Here is an 18,605-nt window from a genome sequence, read left to right as displayed (position 1 = left end):
TCTTCAATGCGAGGCGACGCGAATCAGTGGCGCATTGTCCGGTTTCGCGTACGGCGCGGCAACGCGTGCTGCGCCACCGCTTGCAATCAAGTCACGCGCCACGGTGATAATCACGTCAATTATCAGGGAGAGCCCATGAATTCGATGCCACCGATCGCCGATCAGGACCTGCGTCGCGCGTCGCTGTGCCAGTTACTGCACTGGCTGGCACTGGGCCGCGTGCAACCGCAGGCGTTGACCGATGCGTATCAGCAGGCGATCGAGCGCCTCAATCCGGAATTGAACGCGTATATCGACCTGCGCATGGCGCTGATGCAGGAGCAGGCACAGATGGCCGACCGGCGCCGGCGTGACGGTGTGATCGGCCGGCTCGACGGCATTCCGCTCGCGCTGGAAGACAATTTCGACATGGCCGGCTGGCCGACTCGCGCGGGCTTGCCGGGCCGTCGTCGACCGGTGCAGGACGATGCGCATGTGGTCGCGCGGCTGCGCGCATCCGGCGCGGTGATCGTCGGCAAGACCAACATGGACGAAGGCGCGCTGGGCGCAGCCACCGACAATCCGCACTTCGGCGCCACCCACAATCCGCATCGCCATGGTTACAGCGCGGGCGGTTCGTCCGGTGGTGCGGCAGCGGCCGTTGCCGCCGGGCTCGCTGTCGCAGCCGTTGGTTCGGACAGCCTTGGCTCGATCCGCATACCCGCGAGCTACTGCGGCATCTATGCGCTCAAGCCGACACATGGCGAAATTTCCGCGCGCGGTCTGGTGCCCGCGGCGCGTCGGCTCGATGCAGTGGGTTTGATGGCCCGCAGCGCGGACGATCTCACTGTGCTGCTGCAGGTGCTGGCCGGCTACGACGCGGACGACGCGCGCTCGCGTCGTCGTCGCGTTGCGTTCGCGCTGCCGGACTGGGAGCCGGGCAATCTGCGCACCGGTTTGTTGCCTGACCTCGCCGCGGTCCGCGTGCAACCGGAGGTCATCGATGTATTCGAAGCGGCGCTCGCGAAGCTGACGCACGCGCTCAACGATCGTCGCAAGGTGGATTTCGACGACTGGGATTTCGGCCGCACTCGTCGTGCCGGACTCTTGCTGATGGAAGCGGAAATGCTTGGCACGTTCGCCGACGACATGACGAATACCGCGCAACCGGTATCCGATCGGTTCCGCCACATGCTCGATTTCGCCGCGCAAAGAAGCGCCGCGGATTATGCGTCTGCCGATCGCGTGCTCGATGCGGCCACGCTGAAGATGCGCCGCCTGTTCGCGCAGGTCGATGTGCTGGTGCTGCCCACCACGCCACAGGGCGCGTTTCTGCTGGACGGCCCGGAGCCCGATTCCGTGGCCGACCTCACGAGTTTCGCCAGCCTCGCCGGTTGTCCCGCGGTGAGCCTGCCGATGGGCACGTTGCCGAACGGATTGCCGATCGGCCTGCAGATGGTTGGTGCACGCGGTTCGGATCTGCGCCTGCTCGAACTGGCTTCGGTGTGCGCTGCCTCGCTGGATGTGGAGCCGGTGTATCCCGTGCTGGCCTGAGCATCGCGTAAGATGGCGCCCCAGTTCCAATGTCCGGCGACGACGCTGTGCGTTGTCGTGGCGAACCACTTTCGAAATCCGATGGCATGACGACTTCCTTGCTTCCAGCACGCTCCCATCTCGATGATCTCGAAGCCGAGAGCATCTTCATCTTTCGCGAAGTGGCGGCGTCGTTCCAGCGTCCGGTGATGCTGTATTCGATCGGCAAGGATTCATCCGTACTTCTGCATCTGCTGCGCAAGGCGTTTTATCCGGCGCGCCCGCCGATGCCCTTGCTGCATGTGGATACGACCTGGAAATTCCGCGAGATGATCGCCTTCCGCGAACAGGTAGCCGCGGCCGGCGATCTGGACGTTCTGGTGCATATCAATGAGGAAGGTTTGCGTCAGGGCGTGTCGCCGTTGACGCACGGTGCGACCGTGCATACCGACGTGATGAAGACTGCGGCGTTGAAGCAGGCGCTGGACAAGTACGCGTTCGATGCGGCGATCGGTGGCGCACGACGCGACGAGGAGAAATCCCGCGCGAAGGAACGCATCTTCTCGTTTCGCAATGCGCAGCACCGATGGGATCCGCGAAACCAACGCCCCGAGTTCTGGCACACCTACAACACGCACGTCAGCAAGGGGGAAAGCGTGCGGGTGTTTCCGTTGTCGAACTGGACCGAGCTCGACGTGTGGCTTTACATCCAGCGCGAAAACATTCCGGTGGTGCCACTGTATTTCGCAAAGCCGCGTCCGGTGGTCGAACGCGACGGCGCGCTGATCATGGTCGACGATGATCGTTATGCGTTGCGCGAAGGCGAGATGGCGCAGATGCGCGAGGTGCGTTTTCGCACGCTCGGCTGCTATCCGCTGACGGGTGCGGTTGAATCCTCCGCGGATACGCTCGACAAGATCATCGAGGAGATGGCCACGTCCCGCAGCTCCGAACGGCAGGGCCGGGTGATCGACCAGGATCCGTCGGCCTCGATGGAGCGCAAGAAACAGGAAGGGTATTTCTGATGACGACGTCCTCCGAAAAATCCGGCGTCGTTGTGGCCAAGGGCCTGCTGCGTTTCATCACCTGCGGCAGCGTGGACGACGGCAAGAGCACGTTGCTCGGCCGGCTGCTCTACGACGCCGGCGTGGTGCCGGACGATCAACTCGCCGCGCTCGCCGGCGACAGCCGTCGCCTGCATGCCGACGCGGGCGACGTGCTGGATTTCTCGCTGCTCACCGACGGGCTGGACGCGGAGCGGCAGCAAGGCATCACCATCGACGTGGCGTATCGCTACTTCCATACCGTGCGCCGTAGTTTCATCGTCGCCGATTGCCCGGGGCACGAGCAGTACACGCGGAACATGGCCACGGGCGCGTCGAACGCGGAGCTCGCCGTCGTGCTGGTCGATGCGCGCAAGGGCCTGCTCACGCAGACGCGCCGGCACAGTTTTATCTGCGGGTTGCTGGGTATTCGCCAGGTCGTGCTGGCGATCAACAAGATGGATCTGGTCGGTTACGACGAAACGGTTTACGACGAGATCGTCACGCAATATCGCGAGCTGGCGCCTGAGCTCGGCATCGAACAAGTCCACTACCTGCCGGTTTGCGCATTGAGCGGCGACAATGTCGGCGCGCGCTCGTCGCGCATGCCCTGGTATCGCGGGCCATCATTGCTGGAGCTGCTGGAATCGATCGACATTGCGGTTGCGGGCGCATCGGACTTCCGCATGCCCGTGCAATGGGTCAATCGGCCGGATCATTCTTTCCGCGGATACGCCGGCACGATTTGCGGTGGGCGCGTGGCACGCGGTGACGAGATTGTCGTGCAGCCCGGCTTCCAGCGTGCGCGGGTCGAACGCGTGGTGTCGCCCGAGGGCGATGTGGACGCGGCGGAGATCGGCCAGGCAGTAACGCTTTGCCTGGATCGGGAGATCGATGTGACGCGTGGCGATGTCATCGCCGATGCTCTGCATGCAGCACCGGTGGCCGATCAGTTCACCTGCCATCTGCTGTGGATGGGCGACGTTCCATTGATGCCCAATCGCACTTACTGGTTGAAGGTCGGCACGCGCACCGTCAACGCGCGCGTGATGTCGATCAAGCACAAGGTGGATGTGAACACGCAGGCCAAGCTTGCGACGCGACACCTGGAACTCAACGAAGTCGGTTATTGCACGCTGGGTCTGGACGCCGACATCGCCTTCGAGCCCTATAACGTCAACCGGACGCTGGGTGGTTTCATCCTCGTCGATCGCGAGAACCACGCCACGGTGGCTTGCGGCATGCTGGATTTCGCGCTGGACCGCTCCGCCAATGTGCATTGGCAACACCTCGACATTGACAAGAGCGTGCGCGGCGCCAGCAAGAATCAGCGTCCACTCTGCCTGTGGTTCACCGGCCTGTCGGGCGCCGGCAAATCGACGATCGCCAACCTGGTCGAACGTCGCCTGCATGCGTTGGGTTTCCATACCTATCTGCTGGATGGCGACAATGTGCGCCACGGCATCAACAAGAATCTCGGCTTCACGCCCGAGGATCGCGTGGAGAACATCCGCCGCATTGCCGAAGTCGCGCATCTGATGGTCGATGCGGGCCTGATCGTGCTGGTGAGCGCCATTTCTCCTTATGAAAGCGAACGCCGCGCCGCGAGGGAGCTGTTCGAGCCGGGCGAATTCTTCGAAGTATTCGTCGATGCCACCGTCGAGGAATGCGAGGCGCGCGATGCGAAGGGCCTCTACCGCAAGGCGCGCGCCGGCCTGATCCGGAACTTCACCGGCATCGATGCGCCTTACGAGCGGCCGCAGGCACCGGACATTCATCTGGTCACGGCCGGGCGGCGTGCCGAGCAGATGGCGGAGCAGGTCGCGGAGCGGATTCCGGCAATCTGAGTTGCGCGTCGCGCAAACATCGTTGCCGCCGTTCCGCCCGCGCTTGGATTGCCATGGGTCCGCGGCGATAATGCGCAACTCACTTCATCAGGCTGCGCCGCAATGACCGACAAGACCGTGCTCAATGCCACCCATCGCGCGCTCGGAGCACGCATGGTGGATTTCGGTGGCTGGGACATGCCGATCAGCTACGGCTCGCAGATCGACGAACACCACGCCGTGCGCAACGACGCCGGCATGTTCGACGTGTCGCACATGACGGTGATCGATCTGCATGGCGCACGCACGCGGGAATTCCTGCGCCACCTGCTGGCCAACAGTGTCGACAAGCTCAAGATCACCGGCAAGGCGCTTTACTCGTGCATGTTGAACGAGGGCGGCGGCGTGATCGACGATCTCATCGTCTATTTTTTCGACGAAGCACATTTCCGTTTGGTGGTGAACGCGGCGACACGCGCGAAGGATCTGGCATGGATCGAACAGCAGGCCGCCGCGTTCGATGTGCAGGTGATCGAGCGCCCGGAGTTCGCGATGATCGCGGTGCAGGGTCCGCAGGCACGCGCGAAGGTGCTGGGCCTGCTGCACGAGGTCGATCGTGCGCGCATCGAGAAGCTCGGCAAGTTCGCTGCCGCCGCGGCGCAGGGTCCGCATGGCATGCCTCTTTTCATCGCACGCACGGGCTACACCGGTGAAGACGGATTCGAGATCATCGTGCCGAACGATCACGCAGTCGCGTTGTGGGATGCATTGGCCGCTGCCGGTGTCGCGCCGGCCGGCCTCGGTGCGCGCGACACCCTGCGGCTCGAAGCGGGCATGAACCTCTACGGTCAGGACATGGACGAGGACGTTTCGCCTTGGGAGGCGAATCTCGGCTGGACTATCACGCTCGACGAAGGTCGCAGGTTCATCGGTCGCGATGCGCTCGAAGCCCAGAAGGTGGCCGGCGTGAAACGCGTGATGGTCGGTCTGGTGCTCGACGATAAAGGCGTGCTGCGCCACGGCCAGAAAGTGCTGACCGCGAACGGCCAGGGCGAAATTCTCTCCGGCAGTTTTTCGCCCACCCTCAACAAGGCGGTAGCCTTTGCGCGAATTCCTGCCGGCGAACCCGGCGACGTCCGCGTCGACATCCGCGGCCGGGAAGTGCCCGTGCGGATGGTGAAGTACCCGTTCGTGCGCGATGGCAAACCTTGCGACGGCATCTGAGCGTTGCCATCCATGACACGTTTTGCGCACCGTGCGATGCAGATAGAATCACCGATCGCAAGCTGACTAAAACCAACTACTGGACCCGATCATGAGCGAGATTCCTGGCGATCTGAAATTCCTCAAGTCCCACGAGTGGGCCCGCATCGAAGATGACGGTCTGGTTCGTGTGGGCATTTCCCACCACGCGCAGGAGCAACTGGGCGATCTGGTCTATGTCGAGCTGCCCGAAGTCGGTTCCGCCGTGAAGGCAGGCACCGGTGCAGCCGTGGTGGAGTCGGTGAAGGCCGCCTCCGATATCTACTCGCCGATTTCCGGTGAAGTGGTGGAGATCAACGAGCAGCTCAACGACAAGCCGGAAACCATCAACGAGGACGCCTTCGGAGAGGGCTGGATCTTCCTGGTGCGTCCGAGCGATCGCGGCGAGCTCGACGAACTGATGGACGCGAACGAGTACGAAGAGCTGGTGGAAAACGAAGACCACTGAGCTTCACTCCGAACTCTTTTTTTAGACGGCCGCCTTGTGCGGCCGTCTTCATTTGATATTCGGCACCGGATTCCGTTGCTCTTCGAGCCCTGAAGTTTTTCATTGCATCGTCACGCCGAGTGCACGCATCGCATCACGATTTCGATATCGATCGTCATCGACCAGTGCGCCTGCTAAATCTTCTTGCGATGCTTCGCTTCAAAGTCGCACGACGTGATCGACGAGAGAAAAATGTGGCCGAAAATTTTCTCGTGAAGCGATCGCGCGCATCGAAAAAATGATCGGCATCGCATCGCGAACAAACGAGTCAGTCGACATGACTCGTCGCCTTCGAAAGATGTTCGAGACCGAAAACGGATGCGCGGCTCGGATATTTGCAAATTATTTTTGACCCTTCCGAGCCCCTCAGTGGCCCTGCGTTCATGTCCGGAACAAGCAGGCACATCGCAAAATTTCAATGAGCAATTTTCGGAGAAGAAAAATTCTCGTCGCATCGCCGGACTTGCCAATTGCCCTGAAACCCTTGCGCAGCAATGCTTTCGAAGCACAGGCCGCTTTTCATGACTTTTTTGTATGGACGTATGGACGTCCAATTAAATATTGCCGTATTGGCCGCGAGCCGTTGCTGCATCGGGCTTTGAGGGTTTCGGGGTTGTCGGAGCCGATTGATTTCATGGCTAAAATCAATTGACACCGGAAATCTTCGGGGATAGCTTTCGCAACAGATCACGGGGAAAGTGCGTTATGGCGACAGCAAAATTCATCAAGCCGTACGTTGAGCACGGTGAAAAGGCGAACGCAGTTCGCAAGATCACTGTCTCGATTCCGCTGCATGTCTTGCGGCGGCTTTCCGATTTGCGCACGCACCGTCAAGTGAACAATTTACGGCACGCTACCAACAGCGACTTGTTGGTCGAAGCGTTCCTGCACGCTTTTACTGGGCAACCACTGCCAACTGATGAGGAGCTGAGACGAACTATGGCCACTGCCAAGAAATCCGCTGCAAAGAAACCGGCCGCCAAGAAGGCCGCCAAGAAATCCACCGTGAAGAAGGTTGCCGCCAAGAAGCCGGCAGCCAAGAAAGCCGTGAAGAAGGCTGCGCCGAAGAAGGCCGCCGCCAAGAAAACCGCAAAGAAAGCTGCGGTGAAGAAAGTCGCCAAGAAGGCTGCGCCGAAGAAGGCCGCCGCCAAGAAAGCTGCACCGGCCAAGGTGATGAAAGCCACCAAGACCGCAAAAGCCAAGAAGTAAGCGTCACGCAATACGCTGCACACTAATAATAGGTAAATCGACTTCTCTCCCCGCGGTGCCCAGCGCGGGGAGAGCACTTCGAAGAAGATTCATCCCGGCCCGGCCGGGATTCTTCGTTTCAGGGATCGAGAAACTTTCCGACCGCGTGAGGCAACGCCCGCGAAGCCCGGTACAACCGATAGCAAGATTCTTCGACCACCACGCGGACGGCCATTTGCCGTCTCGGCCCGTTGGAGTTACCTTTCGCTCATCCGCGCCGCAACAAGTCCGGGGGACTGGTTGCTCCTACAGGGGGAAAAAGCGCGGGTATCTGTCGACACTCAGCGAGAGACCATGGATACCCGAACGAGAACTGCTGCGCGCCGGCATGCGCGCGGGGCCGTCAGGCCTTTAGTCATTGCCATCATTGCCATCATCGCCTTGCTTGCCATCGGTGCATGGTTCCTCATCATCAAGCCGCATCAGGAACTGGTGATGGAGGACGGCGGTGGCCATCCGTCCACGCCGGTGTCCGCTGCGGAACGCGCAGCGCCACCGCCGCCAGCAAATGTTGCCGGCATGGATATCGATCAGCTGCTCGGCGAGGCACGCAAAGCCATCAACGAGCAGCGATATCTCGCACCGGCTGGCAACAACGCCTTTGAGTTCTATCTGCGCGTGCTCACGAAACAGCCGGGGAATCAGGTGGCGTCCGATGCGTTGCGCGAGACTTTTCCGTTCGCGGCGACATCGGCGGAACAGGCAGTCAACTCACGCGACTTCAATGAAGCTCAGCGTCAGATCGATCTGCTCGCCAAAGCCGACCCCGCCAACTTCACCTTGACCATCCTGCGTTCCAAGCTCGACGCGCAACGCAAGTTGCTCGACAAGCAACAACAGGATGTGGTCGATCAGCAGAAGGCCCAGCTGGCCGCGGCGCAAAAGGCCGCAGCGGACAAATTGGCTGCGGATCAACTGGCAGCTGCCGAACAGCAGAAGGCGAGGCTTGCCGAGCAACAGAAGGCTGCACAGGCGCGTGTCGTGCAGCCGACGCCACAGCAACAGACGGCCGCGGCGCAACCGCTGCAATCCGAGCAGAGTCCGGCGGCCAGCGCGGCAGGTGGACAAAACAGTGACGCTGTCTTGTTGCGGGCGTCGCCGGCTCGCTTCCCGACGGCGGCGATGCGTGCGCGGCAGGAAGGCTGGGTCATGGTGTCGTTCACGGTCGGTGCGGACGGTCGCACGTCGGACGTCAAGGTGGTCGACGCACAGCCTCGCCACGTTTTCGAACGCGCCGCACTGGATGCCATCGAGAAATATCGCTTCACGCCTGCGATGAAAGGCGGTGTTGCGGTAGACAGCGTCAAGCAGCAACGCATCGAGTTCAAACTCTAACCGCTGCGATATGGAAGTGGAAAACAGAAAGGGCGCATGTTTCATGCGCCCTTTCTTTGTAACCATCGCTGTTCCGATTCAGTGACGACGTACAGGCCGATGCTTGCGCGTGCGAGCCTTTGCTTTCTTCTTGCCATGCTTCGGCGCTGCTGCTTTCGCGGGAGCTTCGCTTTCGACGCCGGCCCAGTCGACGTGCGGCAACCCGAGCAAGCTGTCGAACACCATCGGCATCAGGCCGCTCGGTACGGGACCGGTGGAGTTCCACAGCGTGACCACGCCAACGTGGTACTTCGGAAAGAAGCCGATCATCGTGCGATAGCCCGCCACCGCGCCTGCGTGATAGATCAACGTTTCGCCGCCGTATTCGTAAACGCGCCAGCCCATGGCGTAGTGCGCTGCAGTCAGTCGCGCGCTGCGCCACGGCGTGGCACGCAGCTCGGTGGGTGTCGGCACACCGGGCGCATGCACGATGTCCAGCATCGCCGGCGGCAACACATCCGGACGTCCGCCCATCTGCGCTATCAGCCATTTTTCCATGTCATGAAGACTGGCATTGACACCTGCGGCGGGCGCGACGCGGTAATAAGTTTCGCTGGGTTCGAACGGAACCCAGCCGCGGCCCGATGGTCGATGCGGACGCGCCCAACTCTTGCTCGCTTCCAGCGCGGCGCGGCCATAACTCGCCGTTGTCATGCCCAGCGGATAGAAGATGCGCTTGTCGACCAGCCGATAGAAAAAATCGCCGGTGCGCGCCTGCACCACGTCACCGATCATGCCGAACGCCACGTTCTGATAGCCGTAGCACTGACCCACGGCGCAGGTCATGTCGACTTCGTCGAGTTTGCGCACCAGCTCTTCGTACGGGATGTCGCCTTCGAGCATGTTGTCGTACGTGTTGTGCGGCAGTCCCAGGCGCTGGCCCATGATGTCGGCGACGGTGGCCTGTTGCGACGCCTGCATGTCCTTGAGCTTGAAGTAAGGCAGCACGTCGATCAGGCGGGTATCCCACGCCAGCTTGCCGTCATCGACAAGCAAGCCGGTCAACGCCGTCGCAAAAGCTTTCGACAGCGACGCGAGGCGAAACACGGTGTTCGGTGTGATCGGCTGATGCGACGACGCATCGGCGTATCCGATGGTGCGTTCGAATGCCACCTTGTCGTCGACCACCACCGCGGTCGCCAGGCCGGCCACCGCATGGCGTTCATCGAGCTTGTCGAGCCAGTGCTGGTAGTCGGCGAACGTCGCCTTCACGCGTGCGGATGGCAACGAAGACAGCTTGCCTGGTGCGTCCACGACAGGCCGTGGCGCAGCGCCTTGAGTACCCGCGAAAACGGGCGGACATACGAGCGTGATCGCGCCGGCGATCAACAGGAAAAACTTTCGAAACTGCATGGTATTCTGGCTTGATTCCGGCGTGGGGAAGCGCCGTTGGGTGGAGGATATAGCGATGGGTCTGATCATTGTTCTGATTGTTGTCGTTCTGATTGTCTTGTACTTCGTGGCGATCTACAACGCACTGGTGACTTCGCGTAATGGCTACAAGAATGCCTTTGCGCAGATCGATGTGCAGCTGACCCGACGTCACGACCTGATTCCGAATCTGGTCGAAACCGCGAAGGGCTATCTCGCCCATGAACGCGGCACGCTGGAAGCGGTGGTACAGGCCCGCAATGCGGCGGTGAGTGGATTGGCAAGTGCCAAGGCAAACCCTGGCGACCCGGCGGCGATGCAGCAACTTTCAAGCAGCGAAAATGCTTTGACACAAAATCTGGGTCGTTTGTTCGCACTCAGTGAGGCGTATCCTGATCTGAAGGCCAACCAGACGATGATGCAGCTCTCCGAGGAGCTAACCTCCACGGAAAACCGTGTCGCATTCGCGCGTCAGGCCTATAACGATTCGGTGATGACCTATAACAACAAGCGCGAAGTGTTTCCGGCCTCGTTCGTGGCCAACAGCTTCGGGTTTGTCGCGGCCGAGCCGCTGAAGGTCGAGGATCCGGCCGTGCGCGACGCGCCAAAGGTTTCCTTCACCTGATCGTCTGCGTCACCGCGACGTGAGTCGCGGTGATCGCTCGGCAGGAGACCCGATGGATTTCTTTGCGCAACAAGCGCGCGTGCGCAGCAGCAGCCGGCGACTCGTGCTGTTGTTCGCCTTGGCGGTGATCGCGATCGTCGTGGCCATCGATGTGGTCGTATGGATCGCCATGGGCCACCACCGGCCGGCGGACGGCGGACCGACTGCATCGAACGCGTCGTTGATTTTCACCAGCACGGTCGTTGTGCTCTCGGGCATCGGTCTGAGTTCCCTGTTCCGCATCATGAGTCTTTCCGGCGGCGGCAAGACAGTCGCCGAAAGCGTCGGTGCGGTGATGGTTCCGACCGATCCGCACGATCCGCAATTGCGTCAGCTGCGCAACGTCATCGAGGAAGTGGCGATCGCCGCAGGCGTGCCGGTGCCTGACATCTACCTGATGGTCGAAGAGCACGGCATCAATGCGTTCGCCGCCGGTTACTCGGCATCCGACGCAGCGGTATGCGTGACGCAAGGCTGCCTCGACAACCTCAATCGGGACGAGCTGCAGGGCGTGATCGCGCACGAGTTCAGCCACGTACTCAACGGTGACATGCGCCTGAACATTCGCCTGATGGGTTTGTTGTTCGGCATCCTGGTGCTGGCGGTCGTCGGGCGCCGGGTGATCTGGTTCGGCGGCGGGCGCAGCAGTCGCCGCGATGGCGGTGGCGGTCAGGTCTGGATGATCGGCCTGGCGCTGATCGTGGTGGGCTATATCGGCTACTTCTTTGGACGTCTGATCCAGGCGGCCGTGGCGCGCTCGCGCGAATCACTGGCCGATGCATCGGCGGTGCAGTTCACCCGACAGACCGACGGCATCGCCGGTGCGCTGAAAAAAATCGCGGTGCTGAGCGAAGGCTCCGAATTGCAGGTCGCCAACAAACAGGAAGTGGCACACATGCTTTTTGGCGAAGCTGGAAAATTCAGCGCGTTGTTCGCCACGCATCCGCCGTTGGTCGATCGCATCCGCGATCTCGAACCGGGATTTCGCGAAGAGGATCTGGTGCAGTTCGCGGTATCGCTGCAAAGGAAGGCCGAGGCGCCGTCATCATCGCCATCGTCCACGCCGGGTGCCGGAACCGCATCGAATCCGCTGCAGATGCCGGGCATCTCGCTTCCGTCATCGCTGCCTCCGATCGTTGCCGGCGCGGTCGTCGCCCAAGCCGCAGTGGGCGGGCCGGATTTCGAGCAGGCCGGTGCATTGCGTCGGAGTCTTCCCGACAGCCTCACATCGGCAGTTCGTCAGCCGGAATCGGCACTGGTCGTTGTGCTGTCGCTTGCGATATCCGCACAGCCGGATCTGCAGGCGCGTCAACGCGGCATCGTGGCTGATGCTTTCGGTGACGATGCGCGACGCGATGCCGATGCCGCATTCGTCGACGTCGAAACATTGTCGCCAGAGTTGCGACTGCCGCTGGCAGCGCTCGCCTTTCCCGCGCTGAAACAGTTGCCCGATGGTCGTAGGCAGACACTGCTCGACACGCTGGATGCGCTCGTGCGCGCCGACGGACGCGTGGATCTCGATGAATATTGCCTGATCCGTTTGCTGCGTGTGCAGTTGCTGGAAGCGCAGCGTCCGAATCGCACGCCGATGGAAGGCCTGAAGAAACTTCCTTCGTGCCGCGACAGCGTGGTGCTGGTCTGCGCCATCGTGGCCGCCAACGGCAGCAATGACGAGTCGGCATCGCGGCGCGCGTGGTTGCTCGCCATGCAGCAGGCGTTTCCGGGCGAGGCGATGAACTGGCAAGCGCCACCCCTTGCCTGGCAGGCACCGTTCGAGCGCGCGCTGGATGATCTGGACGGGTTGATGCCGATCGCCAAGGACGTGCTCGTCCAGAGTCTGGTCAGCGCGATTCGCGCCGACGGCGTCGTCAACGCGGATGAAGCGGCCTTGTTGCGGGTGATCTGTGCCAGCCTGCATTGCCCGCTACCCATCTGATCGACCGTTCTTCCCCCACGTCATGGGCCGCGCACATCATGCGTCGCCAAGAATCAGCGCGCCGGCTCGCTCCGCGATCATGATCGTCGGCGCATTCGTATTGCCGCTCGGCAGGGTCGGCATCACCGATGCGTCGACGACGCGCAAGCCCGCCACACCGCGCACGCGCAACTCGCTGTCGACCACCGAACGATCGTCGCTGCCCATCCGGCAACTGCCAACCGGGTGATAAATCGTTTCAGCCTTGCGCCGGATGAAGTCGGCGTAATCGTCGTCGCCGTCGAGTCGCTGTTCGGGGAATACAGGACGCCCGCGATAAGCATCGAATGCCGGTTGATCGAACAGCTCGCGCGAAAGTTGCGCTGCTTCAATCATGCGACGCATGTCATTGCCTTCCGGGTCGCTGAGATAATTCGCGTGGATGGCGATCGGTTGTAGCGGATCGGCCGACCGCAGTCGCAGCTGCCCGCGACTGCGCGGATGCAGATAGCACGCGTGCAAGGTGTAGCCATAGCCGTCCAGACGATGACGGCCGTGGTCGTCCAGCAGCGCAGGCACGAAATGGAATTGCAGATCGCAGCGCGCATCGTCGGCCAGCCGGCTGCGAACGAAACCACCGGCTTCGGCGATGTTCGAACTACCCGGCCCGTCGTGATGCATCAACCAGCGCAGGCCCGTGGTCAGTTCGTTGAGATGATCGTAGGTGACTTTGCGCGTGCTTCCGTCGAGCGTGCAGATGTCGAGGTGGTCCTGCAGATTCGCGCCGACATCGGGCAAGTTGGCGATCACGTCGATGCCGTGCTCGCGCAAGTGATCGGCGGGCCCGAGCCCGGAAAGCATCAGCAACTGTGGCGTGTTGATCGCGCCGGCCGCGAAGATGACTTCGCCCGCTTCGATGCGCTCGGATGTGCGGTGCCCGTGTCGCAACATTACGCCGACAGCACGACCCTGCTCGATCAGTACCCGTTCGACCAGCGCACCCGTGCGCACATGCAGGTTGACGCGATGGCGCACGGTTTTCAGGTACGCGGCAGCTGCCGAACAGCGGCGACCATCGCGTTGCGTTACCTGATAGAGCCCGAAGCCCGACTGATGCGTTCCGTTGAAATCGTCATTGCGCTCGAATCCTGCTTCGCAAGCTGCATCAATCAACGCCGACGAAAGCACGTTGTGGTGACGCAGATCGGAAACACCGAGCGGACCGCCAACGCCGTGCAGCGCGTCGGCGCCGCGCGTGTTGTTCTCGCCGCGCAGAAACCACGGCAGCACCTGCGACCAAGACCAGCGCGGATCCGCACACGCCTGCGCCCAGGCATCGTAGTCGGCCGGCACGCCGCGCACATAGCACATGGCGTTGATCGAACTGGAGCCGCCCAGTGTCTTGCCTCGCGGCCACCACAGGCGCCGATGGTGAAGCTGCGGCTCGGGCTCGGTGTGATAGTTCCAGTTGAGCCGTCGGTTATTCGCAAGCCGCGCGATGCCTGCGGGCATGTGGATCAGGGGATTGGAATCGGACGCACCTGCTTCGATCAGCAATACGCGTTTGCCCGGTTGCGCGCTGAGCCGGTTGGCCAGCACGCAACCGGCGGAGCCCGCGCCGACGATGATGAAATCGTATGTGTTCATCAGCATCCCTGTGGATCGTCATTCTGCGTACTGCCTTTCCGTGCATCGGCCGCGGGAGATGCACGCATGGTAGGCTTGCCCCGCCCATGTCTCGGATAGTTCCGTGAGTTTGCAACGTCCAGCCCATGCGGAACAAGGCACGGCGCCAATGCTTTCCGCGTTGGCGTTTTTCTTCGTGATGACCTCGTACTACATCATCCGGCCAGTGCGCGATCAGCTGAGCGGCGCAGTGGGTTCGAGTGCGTTGCCGCTGTTCTTCTTCGCAACCTTCATCGTGATGCTGCTGCTGACGCCGGTGTTCGGTGCGCTGGTGGCTCGGTTCCCGCGCCGGAAATTGTTGGCATGGGTCTACAGTTTCTTCGTCGTGTGTCTGCTCGCGTTTGTTCCCGCGTTTCTGCTGCAGGATCGCATCGGTGCGCGAGCACTGGGCGTGGTGTTCTACGTGTGGGTGAGCGTGTTCAACCTGTTCGTGGTGTCGCTGTTCTGGAGTTTCATGGCGGACATCTTCAACAGCGGCTCTGCACGTCGCGTGTTTTCGTTGATCGCGCTTGGCGGCATGGCCGGCGCGCTATTCGGACCGATTGTGACCAGTGTGCTCGTGCGCCTGCTCGGCGTAGCGCCACTACTGGCGGTGTCGGCGCTGATGCTGAGCGCGTCGCTGGTGCTGTTGCTGAAGCTGTCCACGCAGGACGAGAGGCGCACAGACGGCGCGACCGAAGAACCGATCGGCGGCTCGCTATGGGCCGGCCTCAAGGAACTCTGGTCGAGGCCATTTCTTCGTTACATGGCGATCCTGATGTTGCTGGGAGACGGCATCGGGACGCTGGCCTATGCGCTGGTGGCTGATTACGCCCGCGCGCATTTCCACAACAACGCGCTGCGCACTGCGTTTTACAACGACATCGATCTGGCGACGAATGTGCTCGGTGCGGTGCTGCAGCTGACCATCACGCGCTGGTTGCTGGTGCGTCACGGCGCTGGCTGGGGATTGGTGCTGCCGGCGATCATCAATACTTTATTGCTGGCAACAGTCATGACGTTCGCCTTCGGCCATTTCTTCGAACTGGATTTCAGCGCGCCCACACGATGGATCGACTTGCCCGCGTGGTTGCTGGGCCGGCACACCGCGATGTCGACGTATGGCCTTTCACTGCTCACGATCATGCTGGTGATCACGCGCGGCTTTGCGTATGGCACGACCAAACCCGCTGTCGATGCGCTGTATACCCGCGTGCCGCGCGAACCCCGTTACAAGGGAAAGAATTTCATCGAAACCGCAGTATGGCGGTTTGGCGATTTCATCGTGACCAGCGGCGTCTTCGGGCTCGGAAAAATCGGCATCGGCGTGGCTGGCATGGCGGCCATTGGCGCTGGCGTTTCCGCGATCGCAGTACGGTTCGCACGGCGTGCCGGGAATTCACCCGACTTGTTGCCGGAGCATTCGACATCGGAAAAATCGGCATCAGGCTGAGCGTAACGCTGTCGACTTGTCGTCGCGCAACCCGCCGATATCGCAATCTCAGCTGGTGATATAGCGCTGCAGGTGCTCGATCTGATCGGCCTGCGCGTCGATTACCGCCTTGACCAGATCGCCGATCGAAATGACGCCGACGATGTTGCCGCCATCCACTACCGGCAAATGGCGCACACGGCTATCGGTGCACAGGCGCATGCAATCGAACACGTCCGTATCGGGGCCGACCGTCAACGGCTGCACGTGCATGATGTCGGACACCGCGGTCTGCGCCGACGAGCGGCCTTGCAGAATCACCTTGCGCGCGTAGTCGCGTTCGGACACCACGCCGACCAGTTCGTTGCCGCGCATGACCAACAATGCGCCGATGCGATGTTCGGCCATGTGCTTGATCGCCTCGAGCACCGGCGCGTCCGGCGCGATAGAGAAGATCTCGCTGCCTTTGCCTTCCAGCAGATGCCTGACCTGACTCATGCGTGCTCTCCCGTTCGTGGAGGAACTTGAGTCTACTGCTGCCGATTCCCGCGCGTGTAGCAATGTCGTGAAGTTGCAGATGAGACCTGGAAACGCTTGGTCGACCACGCGAGGCAGCTGCCGTTGCTCGATGAAATACAGTGGCCGACGCTTGCTCTCGACGTGGTTGCGATCCAGGTATTCGCCGATCACTCCGCGCGCCAGCATCTGCACCATCGATCACCACGGCTGCATCAGCCGTCACGTGATCCAGTCCTGCCGTCAGTGCGGCTTCCTTTCCGAAATGCGCGACAACTTGGTGGCGCCGGCGTTGGCGTCGGCGGAGATCAGCGACTGGATGATCGCCCATGTGTCGTCCTCGCTGCCGTCGTCGACATAAAGCACGGTGCAATCCAGTGCGGAGTCGCGAGCGCGCGCTGCAGCCGTTGATGAAACGACCACAGCACCTCTGAATCATTGAACGCAGGAACGACGACGGTCAGGCTGGGCTTGGAGGGCGTCACTTGAAAAATGTCTCACGCGCGTGCGCGAGTGGCGAAGAATCGTGCATCATCAATGCGGCGCACGTGCGGGCGCGCCACCTTCAACATATCCGGGTCCGCCAAGACGACTCATCTGTTGTTGAATCCATGCGGCGCGGCGCTGGACATAAGCGCTGGGTCGATCGGCGTGCAGGCGCCGAGGGCTTGGCAATACGGCAGCGAGGCGAGAGGCCTGCTCCGGACCGAGACGGCCCGGCGGCACGCCGAAGTAGACATCGCTGGCTGCGCCGACGCCGTAGACGCCATCCCCAAGCTCGGCGACATTCATGTAGACCTCGAGGATTCGCTGCTTGGGCCAAGTCGCCTCGATGAGCACGGTGAAATACGCTTCCAGGCCCTTGCGCACGAAGCTGCGTCCGTTCCACAGAAAAAGATTCTTCGCGGTCTGCTGGCTGATCGTGCTGGCGCCACGCAAGCGGCGACCATCGTCGGCCGCGTCCATCGCGTCCTGGATCGAATCGAAATCGAAACCGTGGTGATAAGGAAATTTCTGATCCTCACCCGCCACCATCGCCAACGGCACCCAGGGCGATACCTCGTTCCACGGCACCCAGCGATGGCGTAATCGGAAATCCTTTTCGCCATGAACCACCGCGCCGACGCGACGCTCGAGCATCACCGCGGATGTCCATGGCGGCACGAAGCGCAGCACCAGCACGACCAGCCAGCTCAGTGCCAGCCAGGCCAGTGCAAGGATCAGTAGCGCACGCAGCAGGCGGCGCGTGCGCGAGTGGCCGAGCAGACTTTTCATGAGGTGCACGTCGGAAAGTGCAGGCAGTATAGGTGTTGTCCCGGATCGACCGCGCCCCCATCTGGGACGCTTGAACATCAAGAGAACACCCCATTGGAAACCATGATCGCCGACGACATGATGCATCGCTTCCTGCTTGAACGCGCTGGCGTGCGCGGCGTGCTGGTCCGGCTCGGTGCAGCGTGGCGCGACGTGGCCGCACGTGCCGAGTATCCACCGCAGCTGCACACGCTGCTCGGCGAGGCCATGGCCGCCAGCGCGATGCTCACAGGCAACATCAAACTGGACGGCGCGCTTTCGATAGAGCTCAAGAGTGCGGGCGCACTGCGCATGCTGTTCGCCGAATGCAACGATCAAGGTCGACTGCGCGGACTGGCGCGATGGGACGATCCGCTGCCGGTCACGCTGGCATTGGATGAACTTCCCGAGGCGATCATGGCGATCACCATCGGCAACGTGGAACGCGGGCAACGCTATCAGGGGCTGGTCGATCTTCGGCACGCGAGTTTGTCCGACGCGCTGGAAAATTATTTCGTGCAATCCGAACAACTGCCTGCACGCATCGTGCTGGCCGTGAACGGCGAACATGCAGCGGCACTGATGCTGCAGAAGATGCCGGACGAGGGCGGACACGACGTGGTGCCGGATGAGGATGCGTGGAACCGCGTCGTGCACCTCACGTCCACGCTGAGCGCGCAGGAACTGCTGGAGACACCGCCGGAGCAACTGTTGTATCGGCTCTATCACGAAGAATCGGTGAGCCTTTCCGAGCCACGTCCGCTGGCCTTCGGCTGCAGTTGCAGTCGCGAACGCGTCAGCGCGATGCTGCGTTCGCTCGGACGCGACGAAGTCGAAGCGGCGCTTGCGGCGCGCGATGACGAAATCGAGGTGATCTGCGAGTTCTGTGCGCAGCGCTATTACTTCGATCGCATCGATGCCGAACATCTGCTGAGTGAAAGCGCCGCGCTCGGTGCGCCCGATACCGAGCAGTAAGTCAGCCGTTTGAAGGCTTGC

17 protein-coding genes are annotated in these 18,605 nt (G+C 61.8%); 12 read left to right on the top strand and 5 right to left on the bottom strand.

Annotation, left to right across the window (positions count from 1 at the left end):
• Positions 1–135: 135 nt before the first annotated feature.
• The 8 genes from GSQ73_RS08950 to GSQ73_RS08915 all read left to right on the top strand — a co-directional run bounded on the left by GSQ73_RS08950 (position 136) and on the right by GSQ73_RS08915 (position 8,714).
• Positions 136–1,533, top strand: coding sequence for an amidase (locus tag GSQ73_RS08950; RefSeq protein WP_158883174.1), 1,398 nt, complete (start codon positions 136–138; stop codon positions 1,531–1,533).
• A gap of 86 nt (positions 1,534–1,619) precedes the next feature.
• Entirely contained in the window at positions 1,620–2,537 is a 918-nt protein-coding gene (cysD, locus tag GSQ73_RS08945; RefSeq protein WP_158883172.1) for a sulfate adenylyltransferase subunit CysD, read from the top strand.
• The gene (gene cysC / locus GSQ73_RS08940) at positions 2,537–4,402 is read left to right on the top strand and encodes an adenylyl-sulfate kinase (protein ID WP_158883170.1); all 1,866 of its coding nucleotides are present in this window, start codon (positions 2,537–2,539) and stop codon (positions 4,400–4,402) included. Before cysD ends, cysC begins: the two co-directional genes overlap by 1 nt.
• A 102-nt stretch (positions 4,403–4,504) precedes the next feature.
• Positions 4,505–5,605, top strand: a complete 1,101-nt coding sequence (gene gcvT, locus GSQ73_RS08935) for a glycine cleavage system aminomethyltransferase GcvT (RefSeq protein WP_158883168.1) — start codon at positions 4,505–4,507, stop codon at positions 5,603–5,605.
• 91 nt (positions 5,606–5,696) lie between these two features.
• Positions 5,697–6,092 carry a glycine cleavage system protein GcvH gene (gene gcvH / locus GSQ73_RS08930; RefSeq protein ID WP_158883166.1) on the top strand — a complete coding sequence of 132 codons (396 nt, stop codon included), beginning with the start codon at positions 5,697–5,699 and terminating at the stop codon, positions 6,090–6,092.
• A gap of 457 nt (positions 6,093–6,549) precedes the next feature.
• The gene (locus GSQ73_RS08925) at positions 6,550–6,783 is read left to right on the top strand and encodes a hypothetical protein (RefSeq protein ID WP_158883164.1); all 234 of its coding nucleotides are present in this window, start codon (positions 6,550–6,552) and stop codon (positions 6,781–6,783) included.
• A 53-nt stretch (positions 6,784–6,836) separates the two neighbouring features.
• Positions 6,837–7,340 carry a met regulon transcriptional regulator MetJ gene (gene metJ / locus GSQ73_RS18115; protein ID WP_158883162.1) on the top strand — a complete coding sequence of 168 codons (504 nt, stop codon included), beginning with the start codon at positions 6,837–6,839 and terminating at the stop codon, positions 7,338–7,340.
• A gap of 333 nt (positions 7,341–7,673) precedes the next feature.
• Entirely contained in the window at positions 7,674–8,714 is a 1,041-nt protein-coding gene (locus GSQ73_RS08915; protein WP_158883160.1) for an energy transducer TonB, read from the top strand.
• 78 nt (positions 8,715–8,792) lie between these two features.
• Here the strand turns inward: GSQ73_RS08915 and GSQ73_RS08910 are convergent, their stop codons facing one another.
• Positions 8,793–10,106, bottom strand: coding sequence for a serine hydrolase domain-containing protein (locus GSQ73_RS08910; protein WP_158883158.1), 1,314 nt, complete (start codon positions 10,104–10,106; stop codon positions 8,793–8,795).
• Between the two features lie 55 nt (positions 10,107–10,161).
• Here GSQ73_RS08910 and GSQ73_RS08905 point away from each other — a divergent pair, with 55 nt between their 5' ends.
• Positions 10,162–10,749, top strand: a complete 588-nt coding sequence (locus tag GSQ73_RS08905; RefSeq protein WP_158883409.1) for a LemA family protein — start codon at positions 10,162–10,164, stop codon at positions 10,747–10,749.
• Between the two features lie 52 nt (positions 10,750–10,801).
• Positions 10,802–12,724, top strand: coding sequence for a M48 family metallopeptidase (locus tag GSQ73_RS08900; protein ID WP_158883156.1), 1,923 nt, complete (start codon positions 10,802–10,804; stop codon positions 12,722–12,724).
• A gap of 36 nt (positions 12,725–12,760) precedes the next feature.
• Here the strand turns inward: GSQ73_RS08900 and GSQ73_RS08895 are convergent, their stop codons facing one another.
• The gene (locus GSQ73_RS08895; RefSeq protein WP_158883154.1) at positions 12,761–14,350 is read right to left on the bottom strand and encodes a choline dehydrogenase; all 1,590 of its coding nucleotides are present in this window, start codon (positions 14,348–14,350) and stop codon (positions 12,761–12,763) included.
• A 148-nt stretch (positions 14,351–14,498) separates the two neighbouring features.
• Between GSQ73_RS08895 and GSQ73_RS08890 the strand changes: the two genes are divergently transcribed.
• Positions 14,499–15,821: an MFS transporter gene (locus GSQ73_RS08890; protein ID WP_158883407.1), complete on the top strand. Its 1,323-nt coding sequence runs from the start codon at positions 14,499–14,501 to the stop codon at positions 15,819–15,821.
• A gap of 48 nt (positions 15,822–15,869) precedes the next feature.
• On the opposite strand, the gene GSQ73_RS08885 is transcribed toward GSQ73_RS08890, so the two are convergent.
• The 3 genes from GSQ73_RS08885 to mtgA all read right to left on the bottom strand — a co-directional run bounded on the left by GSQ73_RS08885 (position 15,870) and on the right by mtgA (position 17,591).
• Positions 15,870–16,298, bottom strand: coding sequence for a CBS domain-containing protein (locus GSQ73_RS08885; protein WP_158883152.1), 429 nt, complete (start codon positions 16,296–16,298; stop codon positions 15,870–15,872).
• Positions 16,299–16,559: 261 nt separating this feature from the next.
• Positions 16,560–16,682: a hypothetical protein gene (locus tag GSQ73_RS08880; protein ID WP_254063351.1), complete on the bottom strand. Its 123-nt coding sequence runs from the start codon at positions 16,680–16,682 to the stop codon at positions 16,560–16,562.
• Between the two features lie 168 nt (positions 16,683–16,850).
• Entirely contained in the window at positions 16,851–17,591 is a 741-nt protein-coding gene (mtgA, locus tag GSQ73_RS08875) for a monofunctional biosynthetic peptidoglycan transglycosylase (RefSeq protein WP_158883147.1), read from the bottom strand.
• A 93-nt stretch (positions 17,592–17,684) separates the two neighbouring features.
• Between mtgA and GSQ73_RS08870 the strand changes: the two genes are divergently transcribed.
• Complete coding sequence (locus GSQ73_RS08870; RefSeq protein WP_158883145.1) at positions 17,685–18,584, top strand: Hsp33 family molecular chaperone HslO; 900 nt, start codon at positions 17,685–17,687, stop codon at positions 18,582–18,584.
• Positions 18,585–18,605 lie beyond the last annotated feature (21 nt).

The organism is Rhodanobacter sp. L36, from assembly GCF_009765755.1.
Lineage (GTDB): Bacteria > Pseudomonadota > Gammaproteobacteria > Xanthomonadales > Rhodanobacteraceae > Rhodanobacter.
This window is presented reverse-complemented; position numbering and strand designations above follow the sequence as displayed.

Coding starts and splice junctions, on each gene's coding strand:
- GSQ73_RS08950 (WP_158883174.1), top strand. CDS start 136: ATGAATTCGATGCCACCGATCGCCGATCAGGACCTGCGTCGCGCGTCG.
- cysD (WP_158883172.1), top strand. CDS start 1,620: ATGACGACTTCCTTGCTTCCAGCACGCTCCCATCTCGATGATCTCGAA.
- cysC (WP_158883170.1), top strand. CDS start 2,537: ATGACGACGTCCTCCGAAAAATCCGGCGTCGTTGTGGCCAAGGGCCTG.
- gcvT (WP_158883168.1), top strand. CDS start 4,505: ATGACCGACAAGACCGTGCTCAATGCCACCCATCGCGCGCTCGGAGCA.
- gcvH (WP_158883166.1), top strand. CDS start 5,697: ATGAGCGAGATTCCTGGCGATCTGAAATTCCTCAAGTCCCACGAGTGG.
- GSQ73_RS08925 (WP_158883164.1), top strand. CDS start 6,550: ATGAGCAATTTTCGGAGAAGAAAAATTCTCGTCGCATCGCCGGACTTG.
- metJ (WP_158883162.1), top strand. CDS start 6,837: ATGGCGACAGCAAAATTCATCAAGCCGTACGTTGAGCACGGTGAAAAG.
- GSQ73_RS08915 (WP_158883160.1), top strand. CDS start 7,674: ATGGATACCCGAACGAGAACTGCTGCGCGCCGGCATGCGCGCGGGGCC.
- GSQ73_RS08910 (WP_158883158.1), bottom strand. CDS start 10,106: ATGCAGTTTCGAAAGTTTTTCCTGTTGATCGCCGGCGCGATCACGCTC.
- GSQ73_RS08905 (WP_158883409.1), top strand. CDS start 10,162: ATGGGTCTGATCATTGTTCTGATTGTTGTCGTTCTGATTGTCTTGTAC.
- GSQ73_RS08900 (WP_158883156.1), top strand. CDS start 10,802: ATGGATTTCTTTGCGCAACAAGCGCGCGTGCGCAGCAGCAGCCGGCGA.
- GSQ73_RS08895 (WP_158883154.1), bottom strand. CDS start 14,350: ATGAACACATACGATTTCATCATCGTCGGCGCGGGCTCCGCCGGTTGC.
- GSQ73_RS08890 (WP_158883407.1), top strand. CDS start 14,499: ATGCTTTCCGCGTTGGCGTTTTTCTTCGTGATGACCTCGTACTACATC.
- GSQ73_RS08885 (WP_158883152.1), bottom strand. CDS start 16,298: ATGAGTCAGGTCAGGCATCTGCTGGAAGGCAAAGGCAGCGAGATCTTC.
- mtgA (WP_158883147.1), bottom strand. CDS start 17,591: ATGAAAAGTCTGCTCGGCCACTCGCGCACGCGCCGCCTGCTGCGTGCG.